18 protein-coding genes, 1 pseudogene and 1 riboswitch are annotated in these 22,073 nt (G+C 73.3%); of the genes and pseudogenes, 4 read left to right on the top strand and 15 right to left on the bottom strand.

Going from position 1 to position 22,073, the window contains the following annotated elements:
- Positions 1 to 17: 17 nt before the first annotated feature.
- The 4 genes and pseudogenes from ACQEVS_RS04910 to ACQEVS_RS04925 all read right to left on the bottom strand — a co-directional run.
- A pseudogene (locus ACQEVS_RS04910) lies at positions 18 to 821 on the bottom strand (SAM-dependent methyltransferase); the annotation flags it as partial.
- A gap of 504 nt (positions 822 to 1,325) precedes the next feature.
- Positions 1,326 to 2,891: an amino acid permease gene (locus tag ACQEVS_RS04915; protein ID WP_433015697.1), complete on the bottom strand. Its 1,566-nt coding sequence runs from the start codon at positions 2,889 to 2,891 to the stop codon at positions 1,326 to 1,328.
- An 89-nt stretch (positions 2,892 to 2,980) separates the two neighbouring features.
- Positions 2,981 to 3,976 (bottom strand): hypothetical protein, encoded by a 996-nt coding sequence (locus ACQEVS_RS04920; RefSeq protein ID WP_433015700.1) that lies wholly within the window; start codon positions 3,974 to 3,976, stop codon positions 2,981 to 2,983.
- Positions 3,977 to 4,297: 321 nt separating this feature from the next.
- Positions 4,298 to 5,686, bottom strand: a complete 1,389-nt coding sequence (locus ACQEVS_RS04925) for a C39 family peptidase (protein WP_433015703.1) — start codon at positions 5,684 to 5,686, stop codon at positions 4,298 to 4,300.
- 197 nt (positions 5,687 to 5,883) lie between these two features.
- Here ACQEVS_RS04925 and ACQEVS_RS04930 point away from each other — a divergent pair, with 197 nt between their 5' ends.
- Positions 5,884 to 6,483, top strand: coding sequence for a uridine kinase family protein (locus tag ACQEVS_RS04930; protein WP_433015706.1), 600 nt, complete (start codon positions 5,884 to 5,886; stop codon positions 6,481 to 6,483).
- 497 nt (positions 6,484 to 6,980) lie between these two features.
- Positions 6,981 to 8,822 carry an AAA family ATPase gene (locus ACQEVS_RS04935; RefSeq protein WP_433015709.1) on the top strand — a complete coding sequence of 614 codons (1,842 nt, stop codon included), beginning with the start codon at positions 6,981 to 6,983 and terminating at the stop codon, positions 8,820 to 8,822.
- 200 nt (positions 8,823 to 9,022) lie between these two features.
- Here the strand turns inward: ACQEVS_RS04935 and ACQEVS_RS04940 are convergent, their stop codons facing one another.
- The 10 genes from ACQEVS_RS04940 to ribD all read right to left on the bottom strand — a co-directional run bounded on the left by ACQEVS_RS04940 (position 9,023) and on the right by ribD (position 17,622).
- Positions 9,023 to 10,114 (bottom strand): hemolysin family protein, encoded by a 1,092-nt coding sequence (locus ACQEVS_RS04940; RefSeq protein ID WP_433015712.1) that lies wholly within the window; start codon positions 10,112 to 10,114, stop codon positions 9,023 to 9,025.
- Positions 10,111 to 11,463, bottom strand: a complete 1,353-nt coding sequence (locus ACQEVS_RS04945) for a hemolysin family protein (protein WP_433027278.1) — start codon at positions 11,461 to 11,463, stop codon at positions 10,111 to 10,113. The genes ACQEVS_RS04940 and ACQEVS_RS04945 overlap by 4 nt, the downstream gene beginning before the upstream one ends.
- 196 nt (positions 11,464 to 11,659) lie before the next feature.
- Positions 11,660 to 12,127 (bottom strand): PH domain-containing protein, encoded by a 468-nt coding sequence (locus ACQEVS_RS04950; RefSeq protein WP_433015715.1) that lies wholly within the window; start codon positions 12,125 to 12,127, stop codon positions 11,660 to 11,662.
- A 79-nt stretch (positions 12,128 to 12,206) separates the two neighbouring features.
- Positions 12,207 to 13,055, bottom strand: coding sequence for an ATP phosphoribosyltransferase (hisG, locus tag ACQEVS_RS04955; protein ID WP_223766755.1), 849 nt, complete (start codon positions 13,053 to 13,055; stop codon positions 12,207 to 12,209).
- A 48-nt stretch (positions 13,056 to 13,103) separates the two neighbouring features.
- Positions 13,104 to 13,373, bottom strand: a complete 270-nt coding sequence (locus ACQEVS_RS04960) for a phosphoribosyl-ATP diphosphatase (protein ID WP_433015719.1) — start codon at positions 13,371 to 13,373, stop codon at positions 13,104 to 13,106.
- A 34-nt stretch (positions 13,374 to 13,407) separates the two neighbouring features.
- Positions 13,408 to 13,893, bottom strand: a complete 486-nt coding sequence (gene ribH, locus ACQEVS_RS04965; protein WP_185944461.1) for a 6,7-dimethyl-8-ribityllumazine synthase — start codon at positions 13,891 to 13,893, stop codon at positions 13,408 to 13,410.
- Between the two features lie 32 nt (positions 13,894 to 13,925).
- Positions 13,926 to 15,200, bottom strand: a complete 1,275-nt coding sequence (locus tag ACQEVS_RS04970; protein WP_433015723.1) for a bifunctional 3,4-dihydroxy-2-butanone-4-phosphate synthase/GTP cyclohydrolase II — start codon at positions 15,198 to 15,200, stop codon at positions 13,926 to 13,928.
- 44 nt (positions 15,201 to 15,244) lie between these two features.
- The gene (locus ACQEVS_RS04975) at positions 15,245 to 15,910 is read right to left on the bottom strand and encodes a nicotinamide mononucleotide transporter family protein (RefSeq protein WP_433015726.1); all 666 of its coding nucleotides are present in this window, start codon (positions 15,908 to 15,910) and stop codon (positions 15,245 to 15,247) included.
- Positions 15,907 to 16,506, bottom strand: a complete 600-nt coding sequence (locus ACQEVS_RS04980) for a riboflavin synthase (RefSeq protein ID WP_433015729.1) — start codon at positions 16,504 to 16,506, stop codon at positions 15,907 to 15,909. The genes ACQEVS_RS04975 and ACQEVS_RS04980 overlap by 4 nt, the downstream gene beginning before the upstream one ends.
- A gap of 3 nt (positions 16,507 to 16,509) precedes the next feature.
- Positions 16,510 to 17,622 (bottom strand): bifunctional diaminohydroxyphosphoribosylaminopyrimidine deaminase/5-amino-6-(5-phosphoribosylamino)uracil reductase RibD, encoded by a 1,113-nt coding sequence (gene ribD, locus ACQEVS_RS04985; protein ID WP_433015732.1) that lies wholly within the window; start codon positions 17,620 to 17,622, stop codon positions 16,510 to 16,512.
- A gap of 156 nt (positions 17,623 to 17,778) precedes the next feature.
- Positions 17,779 to 17,909, bottom strand: a riboswitch (FMN riboswitch).
- Positions 17,910 to 18,100: 191 nt separating this feature from the next.
- Here ribD and ACQEVS_RS04990 point away from each other — a divergent pair.
- Positions 18,101 to 19,357 (top strand): MFS transporter, encoded by a 1,257-nt coding sequence (locus ACQEVS_RS04990; RefSeq protein WP_433027281.1) that lies wholly within the window; start codon positions 18,101 to 18,103, stop codon positions 19,355 to 19,357.
- A 216-nt stretch (positions 19,358 to 19,573) separates the two neighbouring features.
- On the opposite strand, the gene ACQEVS_RS04995 is transcribed toward ACQEVS_RS04990, so the two are convergent.
- Positions 19,574 to 20,302, bottom strand: a complete 729-nt coding sequence (locus ACQEVS_RS04995; RefSeq protein WP_433015735.1) for a hypothetical protein — start codon at positions 20,300 to 20,302, stop codon at positions 19,574 to 19,576.
- 279 nt (positions 20,303 to 20,581) lie between these two features.
- Between ACQEVS_RS04995 and ACQEVS_RS05000 the strand changes: the two genes are divergently transcribed.
- The gene (locus tag ACQEVS_RS05000; protein ID WP_433015738.1) at positions 20,582 to 22,006 is read left to right on the top strand and encodes a uracil-xanthine permease family protein; all 1,425 of its coding nucleotides are present in this window, start codon (positions 20,582 to 20,584) and stop codon (positions 22,004 to 22,006) included.
- Positions 22,007 to 22,073 lie beyond the last annotated feature (67 nt).

Here is a 22,073-nt window from a genome sequence, read left to right on the forward strand (position 1 = left end):
TGGACACCGCGCGCCTCCGCCTCACCATGGGCAGCGTGCGGCGCCTCCGGCTCGCCCTCCGGGTCCTCCCGGGGCTCCGGACGCCAGGTGGGCATCGGCACCAGCCCGGGCTCGACCAGGGAGAAGCCCTCGAAGAACCGGGCCACGTCCCGGCGCGAACGGCTGCACAGCGGTGAGCCGATGGTGCGGTAGACGCTCTCCACCTTCTCGCCCTCCTCGGGTTTCATCGGCCCGCCCTCCGTCGCGGCGTGGGTCAGGATCAGCAGGCTGCCCGGCGGGAGCGCGTCGCGCAGCCGGGCCACCGCCGCCCAGGGGTCGTCCTCGTCCGGTACGAAGTGCAGCACGGCGACGAGGAGCAGTGCGACGGGCAGTCCCGGGGCGAGCAGCCGGGTGACCTCCGGGCTGCGCAGGATGGCCTCGGGCGAGCGCAGGTCGGCGGCGACGACCCCGGCCCGGTCGTTCCCCTCCAGCACCGTGCGGCTGTGCGCGACGGCGACGGGGTCGTGGTCCACGTAGACCACGCGGGCCTCGGGGTCGGCGGCCTGGGCGATCTCATGGACGCTGCCGAAGGTGGGGATGCCGGAGCCGACGTCCAGGAACCGGGTGACGCCGCGCTCGACCGCGTGGCGCACGGCGCGCCGCATGAACGCGCGGTTGGCCTGCATGATCTTCGGCATGTCCGGGAACGCCTCGATGGCGCGCCGCCCGGCCTCCCGGTCGACCTCGAAGTTGTGCGAGCCGCCCAGGTAGTAGTCGTAGATGCGGGACACGCTCGGCACGGACAGGTCGATGCCCGAAGGGGCCCGGCAAGGACGCTCCATCACTCTGTCTCTCCAGCTCATCGCAGGGGTGTTGAGGGGTCTGAGCAGAGGCTACTGATCGTTCGTTCGAATGGTAGAAGCAAGCGGAAAAGCGCGGTCCGCATGCACTCGCCGCTCCCCCTTCGACTCCAGCAGGTCTGCGGTTCATCGCGGTTCAAAACCACTCGTTCGCGTGAGATGCGTCTCTGTGTGCCGTCATGGGTGCCCTCGCGTCCACGGCGGCCCGTGCCGCCGGTCGGCGCCTACCCTCTCCGTCCCCCGGTCCCGCACGGATCGGGACCAGCTCTCGCATTATTGATCACATCATTGCCGACTACAGCAAATGATCATGGACCGCCGCTCCCCGCGCAAGGGGCGCGTCCCGGTTCGCGAGGGCGCGCGGACGTGCGACAGGGACCGCCCCGGGCGTCGGCCGCCGGGGGTGCGGCCCCTGTCGTACGTCTGGTGCCAACGGGAGGTTTGCCCGGCCGGAAGCCGGTGCGCGGGCCCCCCGCACGGCGTGCGCTACGGACGCAGCGCGCCGGGCTCCGCCAGCGGCGCCGCGTGCGCCACGGCGTTCTTCGGGTGGTGCGGGTCCAGGAACCACCGGCGGGCCGAGACCAGCCACCACACCCCGGCGAAGCCGAGCACCGCGACCACCGCCACGGGCGCGTAGTTGAAGGTCTCCAGGGTCACCGGGTGCACCTGCGGCAGCATGAACAGCACGGTGATCAGCGCCACCCAGCCGACGGCCACCACGCCAACCGGCCGCGACCAGCGGCCCAGGTGCCAGGGGCCGCGCTCGAAGCGGTCGCCGAGGCGCAGCCGCAGGAAGGTGGGGATGACGTAGGCGATGTACAGCCCGATGGTGGCGATGCTGGTCACGGCCGCGTAGGCGGTCTCGTTGATCAGGTACGGCAGACCGAGGACGAGCGCTCCCCCGGCCGCGAGCCACACGGCGTTGGTGGGTGTGCGGGTCGACGGGTTGATCCGGTGCCAGACGCGGGAGAAGGGCAGCGCCCCGTCGCGCGAGAAGGCGTAGATCATCCGGGAGTTGGCGGTGACGGAGGCCATCCCGCAGAACAGCTGGGCGGCGATGATGACCAGCAGCAGCGCCTTGCCGCCGCTCGCGCCGAGCGCGTCCATCAGGATCTGGGCCGGCGGCACCCCGGTCGTCGACTCCAGCGAGCCGTCGTAACTCTGGATGGCGAACGTCATGCCGACCAGCAGCACGAACCCGGCGATCCAGGACAGCCAGATGGAACGGACGATGCCGCGCGGACCGGCCGTCGACGCGTCGTTGGTCTCCTCGGTCATGTGGGCGGACGCGTCATAGCCGGTGAAGGTGTACTGCGCCATCAGCAGCGACAGCAGCCCCACGTAGAAGCCCGAGTCCCAGCCGGTGCGGTTGACGAACTCGCCGAAGACGACGGAGGACGACTGGTGGTGGTCCGGGACGAACGCCAGGGCGCCGACGATGACGAGCACGCCGACGACGTGCCACCAGACGCTGACGCTGTTGAGCACGGCGACGATGCGGACGCCGAAGGTGTTCAGGACGGCGTGCAGCAGCAGGATGACCCCGAAGAGGGCGATGGTGTGGCCCGGCGTCGCCGCGAAGTCGAACTGGAGGTCGAGGTAGGCGTTGAGGAAGGAGGCCGCGCCGAAGTCGACGCCCGCGGTCACCGCGATCTGGCCGAGGACGTTGAACCAGCCGGTGAACCAGGCCCACGCCGCCCGGCTGCGTTCCGGGGCCATCCGGTGGGCCCAGAAGTACAGCCCGGCGCTGGTCGGGTACGAGGAGCACACCTCGGCCATGGCCAGCCCCACGATCAGGGTCATCAGGCCGACCCCGACCCAGCCCCAGGTGATCATGGCGGGCCCGCCGGTCGTCATCCCGTAGCCGTACATGGTCATGCAGCCGGACAGCACCGAGATGATGGTGAACGAGACGGCGAAGTTGGCGAACCCGCTCATGCTGCGGGCGAGGGTCTGGCGGTAGCCGAGCTGGGCGAGGCGCTCTTCGTCGGAAACACCGGTAGCGCCGGAGGCGCCGGGGACGCCTGAGACGCCGGGGACTTCGAGTGGCACGGAAACCTCTTCCTCGGTTCGTTGGGCCGGGGGGCGGTGGGGGAAACCGTGGTGCGGTCGTGCGGTGGCGCTTCCGCGGACCTGGGGACTCAGCCCGGCCGCGGCGGCCGGGGCGGCCGGCCGGCGGCGGCGCGGGCCGCCCAGCCGCGGTACCGCAGGAACAGCTCACGCGGTTCGCCGCAGTACGACCAGGGCGCGTCGCAGGCGTACGGGCCGATCGCGGTGAACACCTCGTGCGCCTCGGCGTGCCGGCCGGCGAAGCCGAGGGCGTGCGCGAGGTAGTTGGCGTCGTCCGCGAAGTTGGCGTGCGGCCGGGGCGACCGGTGCCGCCACCAGCCGTCGAGCACCCGGTCGATGTGCGGGCAGTCGTTCCAGGGGTGCACGGTCAGCCCGTACGCGCCGCCGCTCTCCGCCCTGCGCTGCCGGTAGGACTCGGCGAGGGCGAACAGCGGGAGGACGGCCAGCGGGTGCCCCGCGGGCGCGGTCTGGGCCCGTTCGAGCGCCCAGTGGAACATCTCGCCGCCGGAGCCGTGGTTCCGGTCGAACAGGAAGGTGAGCACCTCGTGGTGCGCCTCCCGGTTGTACGGGTCCCGGGCGGTCGCCTCGTTCCAGATCCGCCCCAGCAGCTCGCGGTCCGGGGCGTGGACGCGCACCAGGGCCAGCAGGACCACCCAGGGCGAGGGGTCCGCCGGGGCCGCCTCGGCGGTGGCCAGGCAGGTCTCCCACGCCTGTTCCATCAGCTCCCGGCCCGCGTCCCGGCCGGCGACCAGCGACCGCAGGGCCTGGACGTGGGCCAGCACGGCCAGCGCGTCCGGGGAGCCCGGTTCGGCCCGGCTCCAGGTCTCGGCGAAGCGGAGGTTCACCCCGGCCCGGGCGAGGACCTGGAGCCGGAAGATGCGCCGGTCCCAGTCGTGGCCGGTGGCCGCGAGCAGGTCGCGGGGGCCTTCCCAGCGGCCCATGGCGGCGTCGTCCACGGCGGCGCGCAGCGGGCGGTCGTCGCGCGCGGGATGGGCGTCGAGCTCCGCCTCCACGGGGTCGGCCGGCCCCGCCCGCCGCGCGGACCGGCCGAATCGTCGGCGCTGCATCGGGTGCGCCCCTCCCTGCCTCGCGGTCGTCTGCCGAACGGTTCACGTGCGGTGTCGCAGCGCCCGCGGAGGAACATTGGCATTGTCATGACAAATCGCACGACGGGCCACGCGAGCGGGAAAGGCGCACACCGGAACCGGATCGACGGCCGCCGGGCGGCGGGACGGGCGGAGACCCGCCCCGGCCACACCGGTGGGCGCACGCCCGACGGAACCACCGCGACCGGAGACGATCGATCCCGGGCCTCGGTGCGGCCTCAGCTTATACACACAACCGTGCGAACGGGCCGTGCTCCCGGATATTCACTGGGTGAACTTCCCTCACTCCACTCCCACTTGCCGCAGAGCGCGCCGCTGAGCGGCCGACAGCTCCAGCGGGAAGTAGAGGTAACACACCCCTCCCGAACCGCCCTTGACCCGACCCTGCGCGTCGTGCCGCTTGGTCCGCAACCAGATGTTCTCGAACTGACGCCTCTTGTACACCCGTTGGACGGCGGCGTCCGAGGGGGCCGCCGGATCGTGGACGACCACGTCCCCGCCCTTGGTGAAGCCGGTGACGCACATCAGGTGCCCCGCCGTGCCGTACCCGGCCCCGTCCAGCTCGGCGGCGAGGAAGGACTGCGAGGTGATGACGGGCACGCCGGCCCGGACCAGCCGCTCGGCGTCGGTCAGCGACCGCAGCCGGGTGACGGTGCTCTGCAGGTCCCGGTAGGTCGCCGCGTAGGCCGCGTTGAACGGCCAGTTGCCGCACCCCTTGTACTGGTGGTCGTAGGTGAACCGGGCGGCGTGGCAGACCTGCGGGTCGGCATAGGACGGATCCACCCAGGCCAGGTCGGCGGCGGACGGCCGGCGCCCCCAGTACTCCACCGCCATCTGCGAGGAGGTCGGACTGCACCACGCCTCGCCGCCGTTGTCGTACTCCGGGTACTGCCCCTTGTGGATCTCCTGCGAGTAGCGCGGGACGGACAGCCGGTGCCCGGCCCCCTCCCCCGGCTTCGAGGCGGGCACGGTGAACCGGTCGGGGATCTCGGACCCCATCACCCCCGCCCGCCACACCGTGGGGGTGCGCCCGCTGCCCGGCCGCCGGAAGAGGGTCAGCCGCAGGGCGTACGAGACGAACCGCGCGCCGCTCGACGGTACGACGGCGAGGGTGTCGGTGGAGACGGCGCTGCGGGCGTCCTTCTGCCCGTCGACGGAGGTGCGCCGGATGTCGCCGGCCGCGTCCCCTGACGTCCAGCGGCCCATCACGTACCAGGGCGTGTGCGTGCGGTCCGCGTAGGCGGCGCGCACCTCGGCCTGGATCCAGGTGCCGGGCGGGGTGTGGGCGTTCCAGGAAGCGATGATCTCGGTCGCCGGGGCGGACAGGGTGTGCGCCGGGGAGGTCCAGGTGGCGTACTCCCAGCGGGCGGTGGCCCCGGTGTGCGGGTCGGTGTACTCCAGGGTGCCCGCCGGGCGGTCGAGGACCACGCCCGGCCGGCGGCCGTCGCGGACCGCCGTGCCCGCGCGGGTGCCGGCGCGCCAGTCGGCGAGGGTGGCCCAGGCGTGGTGATCGACCGTCCCGGACGAGCGCCGGGCCCCGCCCTCGGGGACGGCGGCCAGGGCGGTGCCCGCCCGGGAGAGCGACGCGGCCGCCGTGACGGCGAGGGCGGCGGTCAGGAGGGAACGGCGGGGCGGACGGGGCGAGGGGGAGGGAGTCGGTCTGCTGGACATGGCGTGGTCTCCCGCTTCGACTGTCGGTTCCGGCTGTCAGTGACCGTGTAGGGGACGCCCACGCGGTCCGGTCGGGCCGCGCGGTCCGGACGGCCCACTATCCCGGGCGGGACCGCCGGGAGCCAGTGACGCGACGCACGGCGCGTCAGGCGCACCGCCCGTGAGGCGCGTACGGGCCCGCCGCCTAAGGTGACCCCGTGCACGACCCCACCACCTCCCTCACCGTTCTCGCCCGCCGGATCCGCGCCCTCCCCCCGTCCCTCGGCCCGGTCCGGCTGGTCGCCGTCGACGGGCACGCGGGCTCGGGGAAGACGACGTTCACGGCCCGGCTCGCCGAGGCGCTGGGCGGCGGCACGCCGGTGCTGCACCTGGACGACCTGGCGACACACGACGAGCTGTTCGAGTGGACGGACCGGTTCCGCACCGGGATCCTCGCGCCGCTCGCCCGGGGCGCGACCGCCCGCTACCGGGCCTACGACTGGACGGCGCGCCGCTTCGCCGGTCCCGAACGCGCCCTGCCCGCCGCGCCGGTGGTCCTGCTGGAGGGAGTGGGCGCGGGGCGTAGCGCCCTGCGCCCCCACCTCGCCTGCCTGCTGTGGATGGACCTGGACCGCAGTGACTCCTGGGACAGGGGTCAACTCCGCGACGGGGCGGGGCAAGCGGAGTTCTGGACCGGATGGATGCGGGCGGAGCGCGCGCATTTCGCGGCGGACCCTACGCGCCCCTATGCAGAACTCCTGGTGCGGCAGAGCCCCTTGGGGTACGAGGTACTGCCGGGACCTCACGGGACCGACTGAACCCCGCCTTTTCCTACGCTGAGTAGCCGACCCACCCCGGGACCCGGCGCCCCCGCGCGATCCGCACTCACGGAACGCCTCAACTCGGCTTGACCCCGGGCCCTTACAGGACTTACGTTCAGAAGGAGCGGCCCGAAGCGGCCGCCCGAGAACGCGAAGCCCCCGGTTGTTCCCCCGTGACCGGGGGCTTCGTACTACCCGCGAGACACCCTTACACCCCTTTTGTCCAGCCGCCCGGACAAGAGGGCGTCACCCACGGTGACGGGCCGCCGCGGCACCTCCCGGACGCTCCGCACACCACCCCCGGCGGCCACGAAGGAAGCCCCCGCACCCTACGGGCCACACCGATCGCGCAGGTACGATGCCAAGCGGCGCACCCGTCGTCGGCGGGCGCCGGCAACACTGGTCAACTCCCGCCCACAGAACAATGGTTCGAACGACGCGGCCTGGCACCCGCCCGGCGGCGCGGCACGGGGGCAGGGTTTGTGGGGGATGCGATGGACTTCGGCACACAGGGCCCGCCCGCCCCGGCAGATCTCGCCTGGCTGCGCGGTGTGGACGCCTGCACGATGGGCGCCTACGCCCAGGCGGAGGAGGAGTTCCGGACGGCGGTGCGCGTCGATCCCGGGATGGCGGACGCCTGGCTGGGCCTGCACGCCCTGCGGGCCGAGACCTCCACGGCGCTGCTGCGCATGTACCGCCACCGCGACCGGTTCGGCCAGCAGCGCGCCCGCCACCGGCGCCCGCTCAACTCCTGGTACTGGCTGGGCTGGTGGGTTCAGCCGGTCCTGGAGACCGGCCGCGACCTGCTGCTCGCCCACGCCTCCCACTGGCTGGACGGCCGGCACGTCCCCGAGCTGGACCGGGCGCTCGCCGAGTGTCCACCCGTCGACACCGACGCGCAGGTCCGCTTCCTGCACGCCTGCCGCGCCTACCTGGTCAAGGACTGGGAACAGCTCGTCCGCCACACCGAACCCTTACTCGACGACGCGCTGCTGGGCATCGAGGCCGGGCTGTTCGGCGGCATGGCCCGGGTCCGCCTGGAGATGTACGGCCAGGCGGAGCCGCTGCTCTCCACTGCCTTGATGCGCTGCCGCAGCGAACAGCCGCAGCGCAAGGAACTCCGCTACTGGCTGGCCCGCGCCCACGAGGGCACCGGGCGCAGCGCGGCGGCGCTCCCCCTCTACCGTGCCGTACACCGGGTGGACCCCTCCTTCATGGACACCTCGGCCCGGCTGACCGCCATCTCGGCCGGCGACGGGCTCGACGAGCACACGGACCTCTCCCCGCCGTTCCCCTTCGGCGGTCCCGGCCAGGACCCGCCGGACGCCGCGGACACCGCCGGGGACCCGGAGGCGCGGGCCGGCGACGTCCTCACCGGCACGGTCCCGGCGCCCGCCCCCACCGGCGGGGTACGGGAGATGGCCCGGGTCCCCTCACAGCCGTCCGCCCCGCCCGTACCCGGCCCCTCCGACCCCGTCCTGCTCGCCAAGGCGCTCGCGGAACTGGAGCGCATGGTGGGCCTGGAGCCGGTGAAGCGGCAGGTCAGAGCATTGTCCGCACAGTTGCACATGGCGCGCCTGCGAGCCGGCCAGGGCCTGCCCGTCCAGCCTCCCAAGCGCCACTTCGTCTTCTCCGGCCCCTCCGGCACCGGCAAGACCACGGTGGCCCGGATCCTCGGCCGGGTCTTCTACGCCCTCGGGCTGCTCGGCGGCGACCACCTGGTCGAGGCCCAGCGGGCCGACCTCGTCGGCGAGTTCCTGGGCCAGACGGCGGTCAAGGCCAACGAGCTGATCGACTCCGCGCTCGGCGGCGTCCTCTTCGTCGACGAGGCGTACAGCCTCTCCAACTCCGGCTACAGCAAGGGCGACGCCTACGGCGACGAGGCCCTCCAGGTCCTCCTGAAACGCGCCGAGGACAACCGCGACCGCCTCGTCGTCATCCTGGCCGGCTACCCCGAGGGCATGGACCGCCTCCTCGCCACCAACCCGGGCCTGAGCTCCCGCTTCACCACCCGCGTCGACTTCCCCAGCTACCGCCCAGGCGAACTCACCTCCATCGGTGAGGTCCTCGCCGGTGAGAACGGTGACGCGTGGGACGAGGAGGCACTGGAGGAACTGCGGTCCATCAGCACCCACGTCGTCGCCCAGGGCTGGATCGACGAACTGGGGAACGGACGTTTCCTGCGCACCCTGTACGAGAAGAGCTGCGCGTACCGGGATCTGCGGCTGTCGGGTTACGCGGGCGCGCTGTCGCGCGATGATCTGGCGACGCTGCGGTTGCCGGACCTGATGCAGGCGTACGGCGAGGTCCTGTCCGGGCGGGGCCCGGAGAGGTAGGCCCCGGTCCCGCCCTTTCGCCGATTCCCGGGGCTGCGCCCCGGGCCCCCTTTTCGCGGCTTCGCCGCTCGTCCTCAAACGCCGGACAGGCTGAACAGTCAGCCTGTCCGGCGTTTGAGGACAACCGCGCGCAGCGCGGTTTCGGGGGTGCGGGGGCTTGCCCCCGCAGGAAACGGCGAAAGGGCGGGACCGGGGCACCCCTACCCCGAGACGGCCTCCCGCTCCAGAGGCACCCGCGCCGCGGCCACCGTCACCGGCCCCCGCACCCGGTGCGAAGGATCCCGCACCTCCCCCACCAGCATCTCCAGCACATCCTCCAACGCCACCAACCCGAGCACCTTCCCGGAAGCATCGGCGACCGCGGCCAGATGAGCGGCAGCCCGTCGCATCACGGTCAGCGCGTCGTCGAGCGGCAGCTCGGCCCGCAGCGTCTCGACCCGCCGCCACACGTGCTGCGGCACGGGCCGGTCCCGTTCCTCCAGGTCGAGGACGTCCTTCACATGGACGTACCCCATGAAGGCACCACCGGAGGCGCGCACCGGAAAGCGGGAGTAACCCGTCCGGACGGTCAGCTCCTCGATCTCCCGGGGAGTGACCGACGGCGTGACGGTGACGAGAGCACCCGGATCCAGCAGCACGTCCGTCACCGGCCGAGTGCCCAGCTCCAGCGCGTCCTCCAGCCGCTCCTGCTCGACGGAATCGAGCAATCCGGCCTGCCGGGAGTCCTCCACCAGATGAGTCAGCTGCTCACTGGTGAAGACCGCCTCGACCTCGTCCTTCGGCTCGACCCGGAACAGTCGCAGCACCCCGTGCGCGCACGCGCCGAGCAGTCGGGTGACCGGCCGGCAGAGCCGGGCGAAGGCGACCAGGCCGGGGCCCAGCCAGAGGGCCGCCCGGTCGGGGGCGGACATGGCGAGGTTCTTCGGCACCATCTCGCCGATGACCAGGTGCAGGAAGACCACCAGGGCCAGCGCGATGACGTACCCGAGCGGGTGGATCAGTCCGCCGGCCAGCCCCACCGCGTGGAAGACCGGTTCCAGCAGCTGGGCCACGGTCGGCTCGGCGACCGCGCCGAGCGTCAGGGAGCAGACGGTGATGCCGAACTGCGCCGCCGCCATCATCTGCGGCAGGTTCTCCAGCCCGGTCAGGACGGTCCTGGCCTGCTTGGACCCTTCCGCGGCCCGCGGCTCGATCTGGCTGCGGCGGACCGAGACGAGGGCGAACTCGGCGCCCACGAAGAACCCGTTGGTCAGCACCAGCACCAGGGCGAAGAGGAGTTGCAGCACGCTCATCGCGTCTCCTCCTTCCCCGACATGCCCGTCTTCACCAGCACGGCGCGGACGAAGCGCACCCGCTCCGCCCGGTGGTGCCCGACCCGCCGCACCGACAGCCGCCAGCCGCCGGGGAGTTCGGCGGTGTCCCCGGGGACGGGGATCCGGCCGAGCAGGTCGGCGACGAGACCGGCGACGGTCTCGTACGGCCCCTCCGGCGCGTCGAGCCCGATCCGGAGGAGGGCGTCGAGGCGGCAGCTGCCCTCGGCGTCCCATGCCTGGCGCCCGTCCTCGCAGGGGACGGGGGCCAGGTCGGGGCGGGCGGCGTCGGCGTGGTCGTGCTCGTCGCGGACCTCGCCGACGAGCTCCTCGACGATGTCCTCCAGGGTGACCACCCCGGCCGTGCCGCCGTACTCGTCGACGACGACGGCCATGGGCTGCTCGCTGCGCAGCCGTTCCAGCAGCGGCTGCACCGGCAGGCTCTGCGGGACGAGCAGCGGGGCGACGGCGATCCGGGTGAGCGGCGTACGCAGCCGCTCCTCGGCGGGGACGGCCAGGGCGTCCTTGAGGTGGACCACCCCGACGACCTCGTCCAGCCGCTCCCGGTAGACGGGGAAGCGGGACAGGCCGGTGGCCCGCGTCAGGTTGAGGACGTCCTCGGCGGTGGCGCCCGCCTGGAGGGCGCTGACCTTGACCCGGGGCGTCATCACGTGCTGGGCGGTCAGCTCGCCCAGGGAGAGGGTCCGCACGAACAGGTCGGCGGTGTCCTGCTCCAGGGCGCCGGCGAGGGCCGAGTGCCGGGCGAGCGAGACGAGCTCGCCGGGGGTACGGGCGGAGGCCAGCTCGTCGGCGGGCTCCACGCCCAGCGCCCGCACCATCCGGTTGGCGACCGTGTTCAGCAACGTGATCACGGGCCGGAAGAAGTGCGAGAACGCGCTCTGCGGACGGGCGACGAAGCGGGCGACCTGGAGCGGCCGGGAGACCGCCCAGTTCTTGGGCACCAGCTCGCCGAGGACCATCTGCACGGCGGCGGCCACCAGCATGCCGGTGACGACCGCCACGCCGGGGGCCGCGCCGGAGGGCAGCCCGGCCGCGTCGAAGACCCCGGTGAGCAGCCGCCCGAGGGCGGGCTCGGCGAGCATGCCGACCACCAAGGAGGTGATGGTGATGCCCAGTTGCGTGCCGGAGAGCTGGAAGGAGAGTTCGCGCAGGGCCTCGACGACGGTGCGGGCCCGCTGGTCGCCGTCCGCCGCGGCCCGCTCGGCCTCCGGCTTCTCGACGGTCACGAGGCCGAACTCGGCGGCGACGAAGAAGCCGTTCGCGAGGATCAGGAGCAGGGCCGCCGCCAGGAGCAGCAGCGAGACGGTGATACTCATGGCGCCGCCTCACGATGGGGGGCGGCGCAGGTACTACAGGACGGTCCGTCCATCCCGGAGGGGATCACTCCTCGGTTCGCAGGTGTCCCGCGGGCCGCCGGGAGGCGGCCGGGAGTGCGGGACGGGGCAGGTGGGTGCCCGTGCACACCAGAGTAATCAAGGAACCGGCCACGGGGGCGGCCGGCCGGGCTCAGGTCGTGGAGCTGCCGGTGCCGAACTCGGCGACGAGCGCGCTCAGGGTACGGGCCTGGGTGATGGCCTGCTCCCTGGCCATGCCGGGCTGAATGCCCATGGCGGGCAGCGTCGTTCCGTCGGCGAGGTCGAGGTGGACCCAGGAGTCGCCGGGCCGCAGGTTGACGCGGACGATCTCGGCCCAGGCCAGCCGCCGGACGGTCGTGAGGTTCACCACGATGACGCCCTCGGGCGTGGCGACGACCTTGGGGCGGGCGAGCACGGCGAGCACGCCCAGGCCCAGCAGCCCGGTGCCGATGAAGGTGGCCCGGTCCCCCGCGGTGAACGACTCCAGCATGAACGACATCACCGCCATGACGACGACGAGGGCGCCGCCGATGCCCAGCAGCACCACTCGGGTGAGGGTCGGGCGGAAGACGGCCGGGAGGGTGGTCTTGGCGCTTCCGGGCGCTGCTGGGCTGGTCACGTCGGTGCGTTCCTTCGTCGGGCGGTGCGCGGCGTCGCGGGGGCCGGGGCCGGCGGGCCTGAGTCGGCGGAGGCCGGGGTCAAAGGCGGCAGGCGTGGATGCCGGTGGTGAGGATGGCGCGCGCGCCCAGGTCGTACAGCTCGTCCATGACGCGCTGCGCGTCCTTGGCCGGGACCATCGAGCGGACGGCGACCCAGCCCTCGTGGTGCAGCGGTGAGACGGTCGGCGACTCCAGGCCGGGGGTGAGCGCGACGGCGCGCTCGACGTGCTCGACGCGGATGTCGTAGTCCATCATCACGTAGCGCCGGGCGACGAGGACGCCCTGCATCCGGCGGAGGAACTGCTGGACCTTGGGGTCGTCGGCGGGGGCGCCGGCGCGGCGGATGACGACGGCCTCGGACTCCAGGATCGGCTCGCCGATGATCTCCAGCCCGGCGTTGCGCAGGGTGGTGCCGGTCTCGACGACGTCGGCGATGACCTGGGCGACGCCCAGCTGGATGGCGGTCTCGACGGCGCCGTCCAGGTGGACGACGTCGGCGTCGACGCCGTGGTCGGCGAGGTGCTTGGTGACCAGGCCCGCGAAGGAGGTGGCGATGGTCATGCCGCCGAACTCGGAGACGTCCTTGGCCGTGCCCGGGCGGGTGGCGTAGCGGAACGTCGATCCGGCGAAGCCGAGCTGCATGATCTCCTCGGCCCGGGAGCCGGAGTCCAGCAGCAGGTCGCGGCCGGTGATGCCGATGTCGAGCTTGCCGGAGCCCACGTAGACGGCGATGTCGCGGGGGCGGAGGAAGAAGAACTCGACCTCGTTGGCGGCGTCGACGAGGACGAGTTCCCTGCGGTCCTTGCGCTGCCGGTAACCGGCCTCATGGAGCATCTCCGACGCAGGCTCGGAGAGAGAACCCTTGTTGGGGACGGCGATGCGCAGCATGAGGGCGGTTCCTTAGTGCAGGGGGATGGGGGAAAGCGAGGGTACGGATCAGAGGTGGGCGTACACGTCGTCGAGCGAGATGCCGCAGGCGACCATCATCACCTGGAGGTGGTAGAGGAGCTGGGAGATCTCCTCGGCGGTCGCCTCGGCGCCCTCGTACTCGGCGGCCATCCACACCTCGGCCGCCTCTTCGACGACCTTCTTGCCGATGGCATGGACGCCCTTGCCCACCAGTTCCGCGGTGCGGGAGGTGGCGGGGTCGCCGGCGGCCTTCTGCTGGAGCTCGGCGAAGAGCTCCTCGAACGTCTTCCTGTCCATGGTGGTCCCTACCCTACGGGGTCCGTCCCGGCCGTCAGTGCCAGGGCTCCGACACCGAGCGGAGGGTGACCGCCGTGGCGACGGCCGCGGTGACCGCCTCGTGGCCCTTGTCCTCGGTCGAGCCCTCCAGCCCGGCGCGGTCCAGGGCCTGTTCGTCGGTGTCACAGGTGAGGACGCCGAAGCCGACCGGGACGCCGGTGTCGGTGGAGACCTGGGTGAGACCCTGGGTGACGCCCTGGCACACGTAGTCGAAGTGGGGCGTACCGCCCCGGATGACGACGCCGAGGGCGACGATCGCGTCGTAGCCGCGGCCGGCGAGCGCCTTGGCGGCGACGGGCAGCTCCCAGCTGCCGGGGACGCGCAGCAGCGTCGGCTCGTCGATGCCGAGGTCGTGCAGGGCGCGCAGGGCGCCGTCGACCAGGCCGTCCATGACCTTCTCGTGCCACTGGGCGGCGATCACGGCCACCCGCAGGTCACGACAGTTCTTCACACTCAGCTGGGGGGCGCCCTTGCCGCTCACGTCACTCCTCGGTAGTTCGTCGTCGGGTGGTGCTACTGGTTGTCGCAGGGGGAGACCTGGTGGTCGTCCAGCCAGGGCAGGTCGTGCCCCATCCGGTCCCGCTTGGTGCGCAGGTACCGGAGATTGTGCTCGCCCGCCGCCACGGGCATCGGCTCCCGGCCGGAGATCTTGATGCCGTGTTGTTCCAGGGCGATGGTCTTGTCGGGGTTGTTGGTCATCAGCCGGATGGAGCGGACGCCCAGGTCGCTGAGCATCTGGGCACCGGCCGCGTAGTCCCGGGCGTCGGCGGGGAGGCCGAGTTCGAGGTTGGCGTCCAGCGTGTCGTGGCCGGCCTCCTGGAGCTCGTAGGCCCGCAGCTTGGACAGCAGCCCGATGCCGCGCCCCTCGTGGCCGCGCAGGTAGACGACGACGCCGCGGCCCTCGGTGGCCACCCGTTCGAGGGACGCCTCCAGCTGGGGGCCGCAGTCGCAGCGCAGGGAGCCGAAGACGTCGCCGGTGAGGCATTCGGAGTGGACCCGGACCAGGACGTCCTCGCCGTCGCCGAGGTCGCCGGCGACCAGGGCGATGTGCTCGACGCCGTCGCGGACCGAGCGGTAGCCGTACGCCCGGAACTCGCCGAAGGCGGTGGGCAGCCGGGTGCTGGCCTCCCGCTTGACGGTGGGTTCGGCGGACTTCAGGTAGGCGATCAGGTCCTCGATGGAGATGATCGCCAGGCCGTGCTTCCGCGCGAACGGGATCAGCTGGGGCAGCCGGAGCATCCGGCCGTCCTCGCCGGCGATCTCCACGATGGCGGCGGCGGGCCGCAGTCCGGCCAGCCGGGCCAGGTCGCAGCCGGCCTCGGTGTGGCCGGGGCGGGCGAGGACGCCGCCGGGCCGGGCGCGCAGCGGGAAGACGTGGCCGGGCCGGACGAAGTCCTCTGAGCGGCTGTCGGGAGAGGCCAGCAGCCGGATGGTGGTGGCCCGGTCGGCGGCCGAGATGCCGGTCCCGACGCCGTGCGCGGCGCTCGCGTCGACGCTGACGGTGAAGGCGGTGCGCATGGTCTCGGTGTTCTTCTCGACCATCTGCGGGAGGTCGAGCCGGTCGACGTCCTCCGCCTCCATCGGCACGCAGATCAGGCCGCGGCACTCGCTCATCATGAAGGCGAGGGTGTCGGCGGTGGCGAGCTCGGCGGCGACGACGAGGTCTCCCTCGTTCTCCCGGCTCTCGTCGTCCACCACCACGACGGGCCGGCCGGCCGCGATGTCGGCGATGGCGCGCTCGACCGGGTCGAGTGCTGGGGCCGCGAGGGTTTCGTGCGGGGCGGTCATGGTCACTCCGTGGGGGTCGTGGGCGGGCTGTGCGGGACGGCCGGTCAGGCGGCCCGGGTGAGGGCCGGCTCGGCGGCCGGGACGCGGCGGACGGCGACGCGGGAGCGCAGCCACCAGTCGCGCATGCCCCACAGGACGAGGCCGAGGTAGACGACGTAGACGACACCGGCGAAGGCCAGTCCGCTGGAGAAGGCGAGGGGGACGCCGACGAAGTCGACCAGCAGCCAGGCGAACCAGAACTCGACGAGCCCGCGGGCCTGGGCGACCATCGCCGCGAGCGTGCCGACGAAGATGTACGCGTCCGGCCAGGGGTTCCAGGACAGCTCGGGCACGGCGGTGAACAGGCCGCCGACGGCGAGCGTACCCGCGGCCGTCCCGGCGAGCAGCACGGCCCGCTCACGCCAGGTCGCGAACCGCACGGCGAGGCCGTCCTGCGTGTCGCGCCGCCCGAGGTGCCACTGCCGCCAGCCCCACACCGAGACGCCGATGACGAGGAGTTGCTTGCCGACTCCGCCGCCGAGGTGGGCGGTGGCGTAGGCGGTGACGAGGATCAGGCCGGCGAGGAACTGGACGGGCCAGGTCCATATGGACCGCTTCCAGCCGAGGGCGAGGGCGATCAGCCCGGCCGTGTTGCCGATGAGGTCGGACCAGATGACGTGCTGGCCGAAGACGGCGAACGCCTCGTCGCCGAGCCACGAGACCGCGCTCATGCCCGTCCCCCCGCACTCAGCAGCCGCTCGGTGTACTTCGCGAGCACGTCGACCTCCAGGTTGACCGGATCGCCGGTCTTCTTGATGCCGAGGGTGGTCATCTCCAGCGTGGTGGGGATGAGACTGACGGTGAACCAGTCGTCCCCGGCCTCGACCACGGTCAGGCTGACGCCGTCCACGGTGATCGACCCCTTGTCCACGACGTACCGGGCGAGCCGCGCGGGGAGCGAGATCCGTACGGTCTCCCAGTGCTCGCCGGGCGTCCGCCCGGTGATGGTGCCGGTGCCGTCCACATGCCCCTGGACCAGGTGGCCGCCGAGCCGTCCGCCGAGCTTCATCGGGCGTTCGAGGTTGACGCGCGCGCCGGCGTCGAGAGCGCCCAGGCTGGAGCGGTCGAGGGTCTCGGCCATGACGTCGGCGGTGAACTCGCCGTCCGCGGTGGTGACGACCGTCAGGCAGACGCCGTTGACCGCGATCGAGTCGCCGTGCCCGGCGTCCTCGGTGACGAGCGGGCCGCGCAGCCGGAACCGGGCCGAGTCGCCCTGGCGTTCCACGGCGACGACCTCGCCCAGTTCTTCGACGATTCCGGTGAACACTTCTCAGTTCTCCTCTGGGGCGGTGGCGAGGGGTGCGGCGGTGACCCGCAGGTCGGGGCCGATGCGGACGACGTCGGTCACGTCCAGGCGCAGGGCCCGGTCGACGGTGCCGATGCCGGCGTCCCCGAGGGCGGCGGGCCCGGCGCCGAGGAGGGCCGGGGCGAGGTAGGCGACGACGCGGTCGACGGCGCCGGCGGCCAGGAAGGCGCCGGCGAGCCGGGGGCCGCCCTCCAGCAGGACGGAGCGCACGCCGCGGCCGTACAACTCGGCGAGCAGGGCGGGGATGTCGATCCCGGTGCCGTCGGCGGGCAGCCGGGCGACGTCCACCCCGGGCAGGTGCCCGGTGTCGGCGTCCTTGCCGACGGCGATCAGGGTGGGCGCCGCGTCGTCCAGGACCCGGGCGCCGGGGCGGATCGTGGCGTGGGTGTCGACGACGACGCGCAGCGGCTGGGTGACGGCCCGGTCGTCCGGGAGGCCCCGGACGGCGAGGTGCGGGTCGTCGGCGCGCAGGGTGCCGGAGCCGACGACGACGGCGTCGGCCTCGGCGCGCAGCCGGTGGACGTCGGCGCGGGAGCCGGCCGAGGTGATCCAGCGGCTGGTGCCGTCGGCGGCGGCGCTGCGGCCGTCCAGGGTGGCGGCGTACTTCCAGAGCACGAAGGGCCGGCCGCGCAGCACGGCGGTGAGCCAGGCGGTGTTGCCGGCCGCGGCCTCGTCGGCGAGCAGGCCGCCCTCGGTGTCCACGCCGGCCGCCGCGAGGGTGGCCGCGCCGCCGGTGGCCGCCGGTGTGGGGTCGGCGACGGCGTAGACGACCCGGGCGACGCCGGCGGCGATCAGCGCCTGGGCGCAGGGGCCGGTGCGTCCGGTGTGGTTGCAGGGTTCGAGGGTGACGACGGCGGTGCCGCCCCGGACGTCGTGTCCGGCCGCGGCGGCGGCGCGCAGCGCCTCCACCTCGGCGTGCGGGGCTCCGGCGCGGCGGTGCCAGCCCTCGCCGGCGACCCGCCCGGCGGCGTCGAGGACGACGCAGCCGACGACGGGGTTGGGGCTCGTGGAACCGAGGGCGCGCGCGGCGAGCGCGATGGCGCGTCGCATCGCGTCTGCTTCGGTCGCGGTGGCCACCGGGGTCCTCCTGCCTCTTCGGGCATGGACTCCGGGGCTGTCGTGAGAACGACGGAAAAGCGGGGACGACGGCGCCGGAAACGCCGCGTGCCCCGTGCGGGACGTGCCTGAGAAGGACGGCCGCACGGCCACGGCTCTGCTGCCGGTGCCTGCCCGCCGCGCACTGCCTCCCATCCGGACTTTAACCGTCGGTCCAGGAATTTCACCTGGTCAACCGGCCGCTGGCTGCGGCCGGGTCGCGGACTGTAACCGCCGGTTCGGAATTTCACCGACCCCGGAGTGCGCTGCGTGATGATCTGTTCTGGTACATGGTGCCCGAGCCGTTGTCCAGGGGACTTCCGGCTCCGACGCTCCGAGCGTACGCCGAGCCGCCGCGCGGTGTCCACGGGACTTGACAGAGCGTGTGGCAGGTCACGCGCGGGCCCGCGTACCGTGCCCGAGGGGGCCGGTGGCAGCGACGGGACTGGGGGTCCGCGGCATGGAGGTCCAGGGCGGCATAGAGGGCACCGACGGCTTGGAGGGCGCCGGTGGCCGGAAGGCCGCCCTCCGGGGGAGGGCCGCGGAGCCGGGCCTGCGCCGTGCCCGGCTGGCCGTCGCGGCCGTGTTCGCCGTGCACGGCGCGGTCACCGGGAACTTCGCCACCCGCGTCCCGTGGATCAGGGACCACCTGCGGCTGGACGCGGGCGAGTTGGGCCTGGCGCTGGCCTTCCCGGCGATCGGGGCGGCGCTGGCGATGCCGCTCGCGGGACGGGTCGCCCACCGCTTCGGGACCCGCGCCGCGCTGCGCGGACTGCTCGCCCTGTGGTGCGCGTCCCTCGCCCTGCCCGCCCTCTCCCCCGGCCTGCCGGTGCTCTGCGCGGCGCTCGCGGTGTACGGCGCGGCGTCCGGGACCGCGGACGTCGCCATGAACGCGCTGGGGGTGGAGACGGAGGAGCGGCTGGGCCGCTCGATCATGTCCGGGCTGCACGGGATGTGGAGCGCGGGGGCGCTGGCCGGCTCGGCGGCGGGCACGGTGGCGGCGCACGCGGGCACGGACGCACGGTGGCACCTCGGCACGGCGGCCGTCGTCCTGACGCTGCTGGGCGCGGTGGTGTGCGGTCCGGTGCTGGACGTCCGGCCCCGGGCGGAGGAGCACGCGCCGCCGAGGTTCGCGCTGCCGCCGAGATCGGCGCTGGTCATCGGGGCGGTCGGGTTCTGCGCGGTGTTCGCCGAGGGGGCGAGCCTGGAGTGGTCGGCGGTCTACCTGCGGGATGTCGTCGGTTCCGGTGCGGGACTGGCGGCCGCCTGCACCACGGCCTTCTCCTGTGCGATGGCGGCGGCCCGGTTCGCCGGGGACGCGGCGGTCCGCCGGTTCGGGCCGGTGCGCACGGTCCGGGCGGGCGGGGTGCTGGCGGGGTGCGGCGGGGCGCTGGTGGTCGGCGCGCCCGCGGCGGCGCCGGCGATCGCCGGGTTCGCGCTGGTGGGGCTGGGCATCGCGGTGGTCGTGCCGCTCGCCTTCGCGGCGGCGGCACGCAGCGGGCCGCGGCCGAGCCAGGCCATCGCGGGGGTGGCGACGATCACGTACACGTCGAGCCTGGTCGCCCCGTCGGCCATCGGGCAGCTCGCGGACGCCACTTCGCTGACGGTCTCGTTCGGACTGGTGACGGTGCTGGCGGCACTGCTGACGGTGACGGCGGGGGCGCTGCGGCCGGGAGCCGGCGGCGCCGCGCGGGCCGCGGTGACGGAGGGCGGCTGATCGTCACTTCTCCACGCTCGGCGCCACTTCTCCGGACCTCTCCGTTCGAGCGCTTCACTCCTTCCGGAGGGCGTCGCTCCCTGCCCCCTAGGGCGTCACCCCATCGAGGGGAGACATCACCCGATCGAGGGATGGAACGCCTCCGCGGGCCGCACGACCGGGGTTTCCGGTCGCACGGCCCGCGGTGGAAGGGGACCTCAGAGGGTGAACATGGGATCAGAGGCTGATGCCCAGGATGTTGACGGTGTTGCGGACGTACTTGCCGCCGTGACCGCCCTTGTGGCCCCAGCCGTCGTTCCCGTCGCAGTCGCGGTCGCGGTCGCGGTGCTTCCAGCCGTTGTCGCAGTCGTCACCGCGGCCCCAGCCTTCGTGGCCCCAGCCACTGTGGCGACCCCAGCCACCCTCGTGGCCCCAGCCGCCCTCGTGACCCCAGCCACCACCGTGACCCCAGCCACCGCGGTCGCAGTCGCGGTCCCAGCCGCCCCCGCCCTTGTGGTGACCGTGGCCCCAACTGCCCCAGCCACCCCAGATGTTGATGTTGCCCCAGCCGTTGCCCCAACCGCCGTGGCGAACACCGCGGTCGCAGTCGTCGTCGTGGTGACGGCCCCAGCGGCCGTGGTCGCAGTCGCGGTCCCGGTCACGGTCCCGGCCCCAGCGGCCGTGGTCGCAGTCGCGGTCCCGGTCACGGTGGTGACGGCCCCGGTCGCAGTCGCGGTCACGGTCCCGGTCGCGGTCACGGCGGTCACGGTCGCGGTGCCTGTCGCGGCCCTTGTCGCGGTCGCGGTCCCGGTCCCGGCCGTGGTCCCGGCCGTGGTCGTCGTCCCAGCTCGCCACCTTGGGCGTGGACGACGACTGCGGCGCGGCGACGGCCACCCCGGCGGCCGGCACGATGACGCCCGCGGCGAGGACCGCGGCGGCCGCTGAGCGGCCGACGAGCTTACGCATGTATGTCTCCTGGTTTGGCAGGAAATCGGACAACCCACGCATACCTCGTCCAGAGCGGGGACCTGCCGAGCGTCCCGGGCATACAGCCTTACGAGGTGTTAATTGCGCCGATCGCAGCAGCGTTCCGGCCGTCCCGCCGACCGCCCCACCGGCCACCGCGCCAAGGCCCCCACCGGCCGTCAGCGACCGGCCCGCCGCCCGCCCTTCTCCGCGCGGACCACTCCTGACCCGCGCTTAACATGGTGCGGATCACCTCGAACAACCACAGTGGGAGCATTCATGGGCCTCGGCGTGCGCTGGACCCTGCACGGTGACGGGCGCACCCCCGCCCCCGGAGCCGTGGTCGCGCCGGACGAACGGCTCTCCTGGCCGCGCACCGCGGGGCTTGGCGCCCAGCATGTCGTGGCGATGTTCGGGGCGTCGTTCGTCAGCCCCGTCCTGATGGGCCTGGACCCCAACCTGGCGATCATGATGTCGGGCGTCGCCACCATCCTCTTCCTGCTCGCGACGCGCGGCCGGATCCCCAGCTACCTGGGGTGCAGTCTCTCGTTCGTCGGCGTGGCGGCCGTCATCCGCGCCCAGGGCGGCGACAGCGCGGCCGTCACCGGCGCGATCTTCGTGGTCGGCGCGGCGCTGTTCCTCAGCGGTCTGGCGGTACGCCGGTTCGGCGCCCGGATCATCCACGCGGCGATGCCGCCGGTGGTGACGGGCGCGGTGGTGATGCTGATCGGCTTCAACCTGGCCCCGGTGACCGCGAGCACCTACTGGCCGCAGGACCAGTGGACGGCCCTGCTCACCATGCTCTTCACCGGGCTGGCCGTGGTCTGCCTGCGCGGCTTCTGGTCGCGGGTGGCGATCTTCCTGGGCCTGCTCTTCGGCTACGCCCTCTCCTGGGCCCTCGACCGGATCTTCGGGAAGATCCACTCCGTCAACGGCGGCCCCCAGGCCGTCGACCACTGGCGGCTCGACCTGTCGGGCGTCGGCAAGGCGGACTGGATCGGCCTGCCCTCCCTGCACGGCCCGTCGTTCGGCTGGTCGGCGGCGCTGGTGGCGCTGCCGGTGGTCATCGCCCTCATCGCGGAGAACGCGGGGCATGTCAAGGCCGTGGGCGAGATGACCGGCGACCCGCTGGACGACCAGCTCGGCACCGCGATCTCGGCCGACGGCGCGGCGACGATGCTGTCCACGGCGGTCGGCGGACCCGCGAACACCACCTACTCCGAGAACATCGGCGTCATGGCGGCCACCCGCGTCTACTCGACCGCCGCGTACTGGGCCGCGGCCTGCTTCGCCCTCCTCTTCGGCATCTGCCCGAAGTTCGGCGCGGTCGTCGCGGCCGTCCCCGGGGGTGTGCTGGGCGGGATCACCGTCATCCTCTACGGCATGATCGGCCTGCTCGGCGCGCAGATCTGGGTGCACAACAAGGTGGACCTGCGCAACCCCCTGAACCTGGTGCCGATCGCGGCGGGCGTGATCATCGGCGTCGGCGGCGTCAGCCTCAAGATCAGCAAGAACTTCGAGCTCAACGGCATCGCCTTGGGCACGATCGTGGTCCTCACCGGCTACCACGCGCTGCGTTTCCTGGCGCCGCCGCACCTCAAGCGGCAGGAGCCGCTGCTGGACGAGGGGACGAGCGGGTACGACGGACTGGCGGCCGAGGGCGAAGGGACGGCGCCCGGGGCACCCGGACGCCCCGGGGCCTGACGGGCCGGAGCGGCGCGACGGGGGGCGGCGCGACGGGGGCGAGCGCGACGGGCCGACGTGACGAGGC

The sequence above is a fragment of the Streptomyces sp. CA-181903 genome, assembly GCF_050937075.1.
Lineage (GTDB): Bacteria > Actinomycetota > Actinomycetes > Streptomycetales > Streptomycetaceae > Streptomyces.

Coding starts and splice junctions, on each gene's coding strand:
- ACQEVS_RS04935 (WP_433015709.1), top strand. CDS start 6,981: ATGGACTTCGGCACACAGGGCCCGCCCGCCCCGGCAGATCTCGCCTGG.
- ACQEVS_RS04970 (WP_433015723.1), bottom strand. CDS start 15,200: ATGACCGCCCCGCACGAAACCCTCGCGGCCCCAGCACTCGACCCGGTC.
- hisG (WP_223766755.1), bottom strand. CDS start 13,055: ATGCTGCGCATCGCCGTCCCCAACAAGGGTTCTCTCTCCGAGCCTGCG.
- ACQEVS_RS04990 (WP_433027281.1), top strand. CDS start 18,101: ATGGAGGTCCAGGGCGGCATAGAGGGCACCGACGGCTTGGAGGGCGCC.
- ACQEVS_RS05000 (WP_433015738.1), top strand. CDS start 20,582: ATGGGCCTCGGCGTGCGCTGGACCCTGCACGGTGACGGGCGCACCCCC.
- ACQEVS_RS04920 (WP_433015700.1), bottom strand. CDS start 3,976: ATGCAGCGCCGACGATTCGGCCGGTCCGCGCGGCGGGCGGGGCCGGCC.
- ACQEVS_RS04975 (WP_433015726.1), bottom strand. CDS start 15,910: ATGAGCGCGGTCTCGTGGCTCGGCGACGAGGCGTTCGCCGTCTTCGGC.
- ACQEVS_RS04960 (WP_433015719.1), bottom strand. CDS start 13,373: ATGGACAGGAAGACGTTCGAGGAGCTCTTCGCCGAGCTCCAGCAGAAG.
- ACQEVS_RS04995 (WP_433015735.1), bottom strand. CDS start 20,302: ATGCGTAAGCTCGTCGGCCGCTCAGCGGCCGCCGCGGTCCTCGCCGCG.
- ACQEVS_RS04925 (WP_433015703.1), bottom strand. CDS start 5,686: ATGTCCAGCAGACCGACTCCCTCCCCCTCGCCCCGTCCGCCCCGCCGT.
- ACQEVS_RS04940 (WP_433015712.1), bottom strand. CDS start 10,114: ATGAGCGTGCTGCAACTCCTCTTCGCCCTGGTGCTGGTGCTGACCAAC.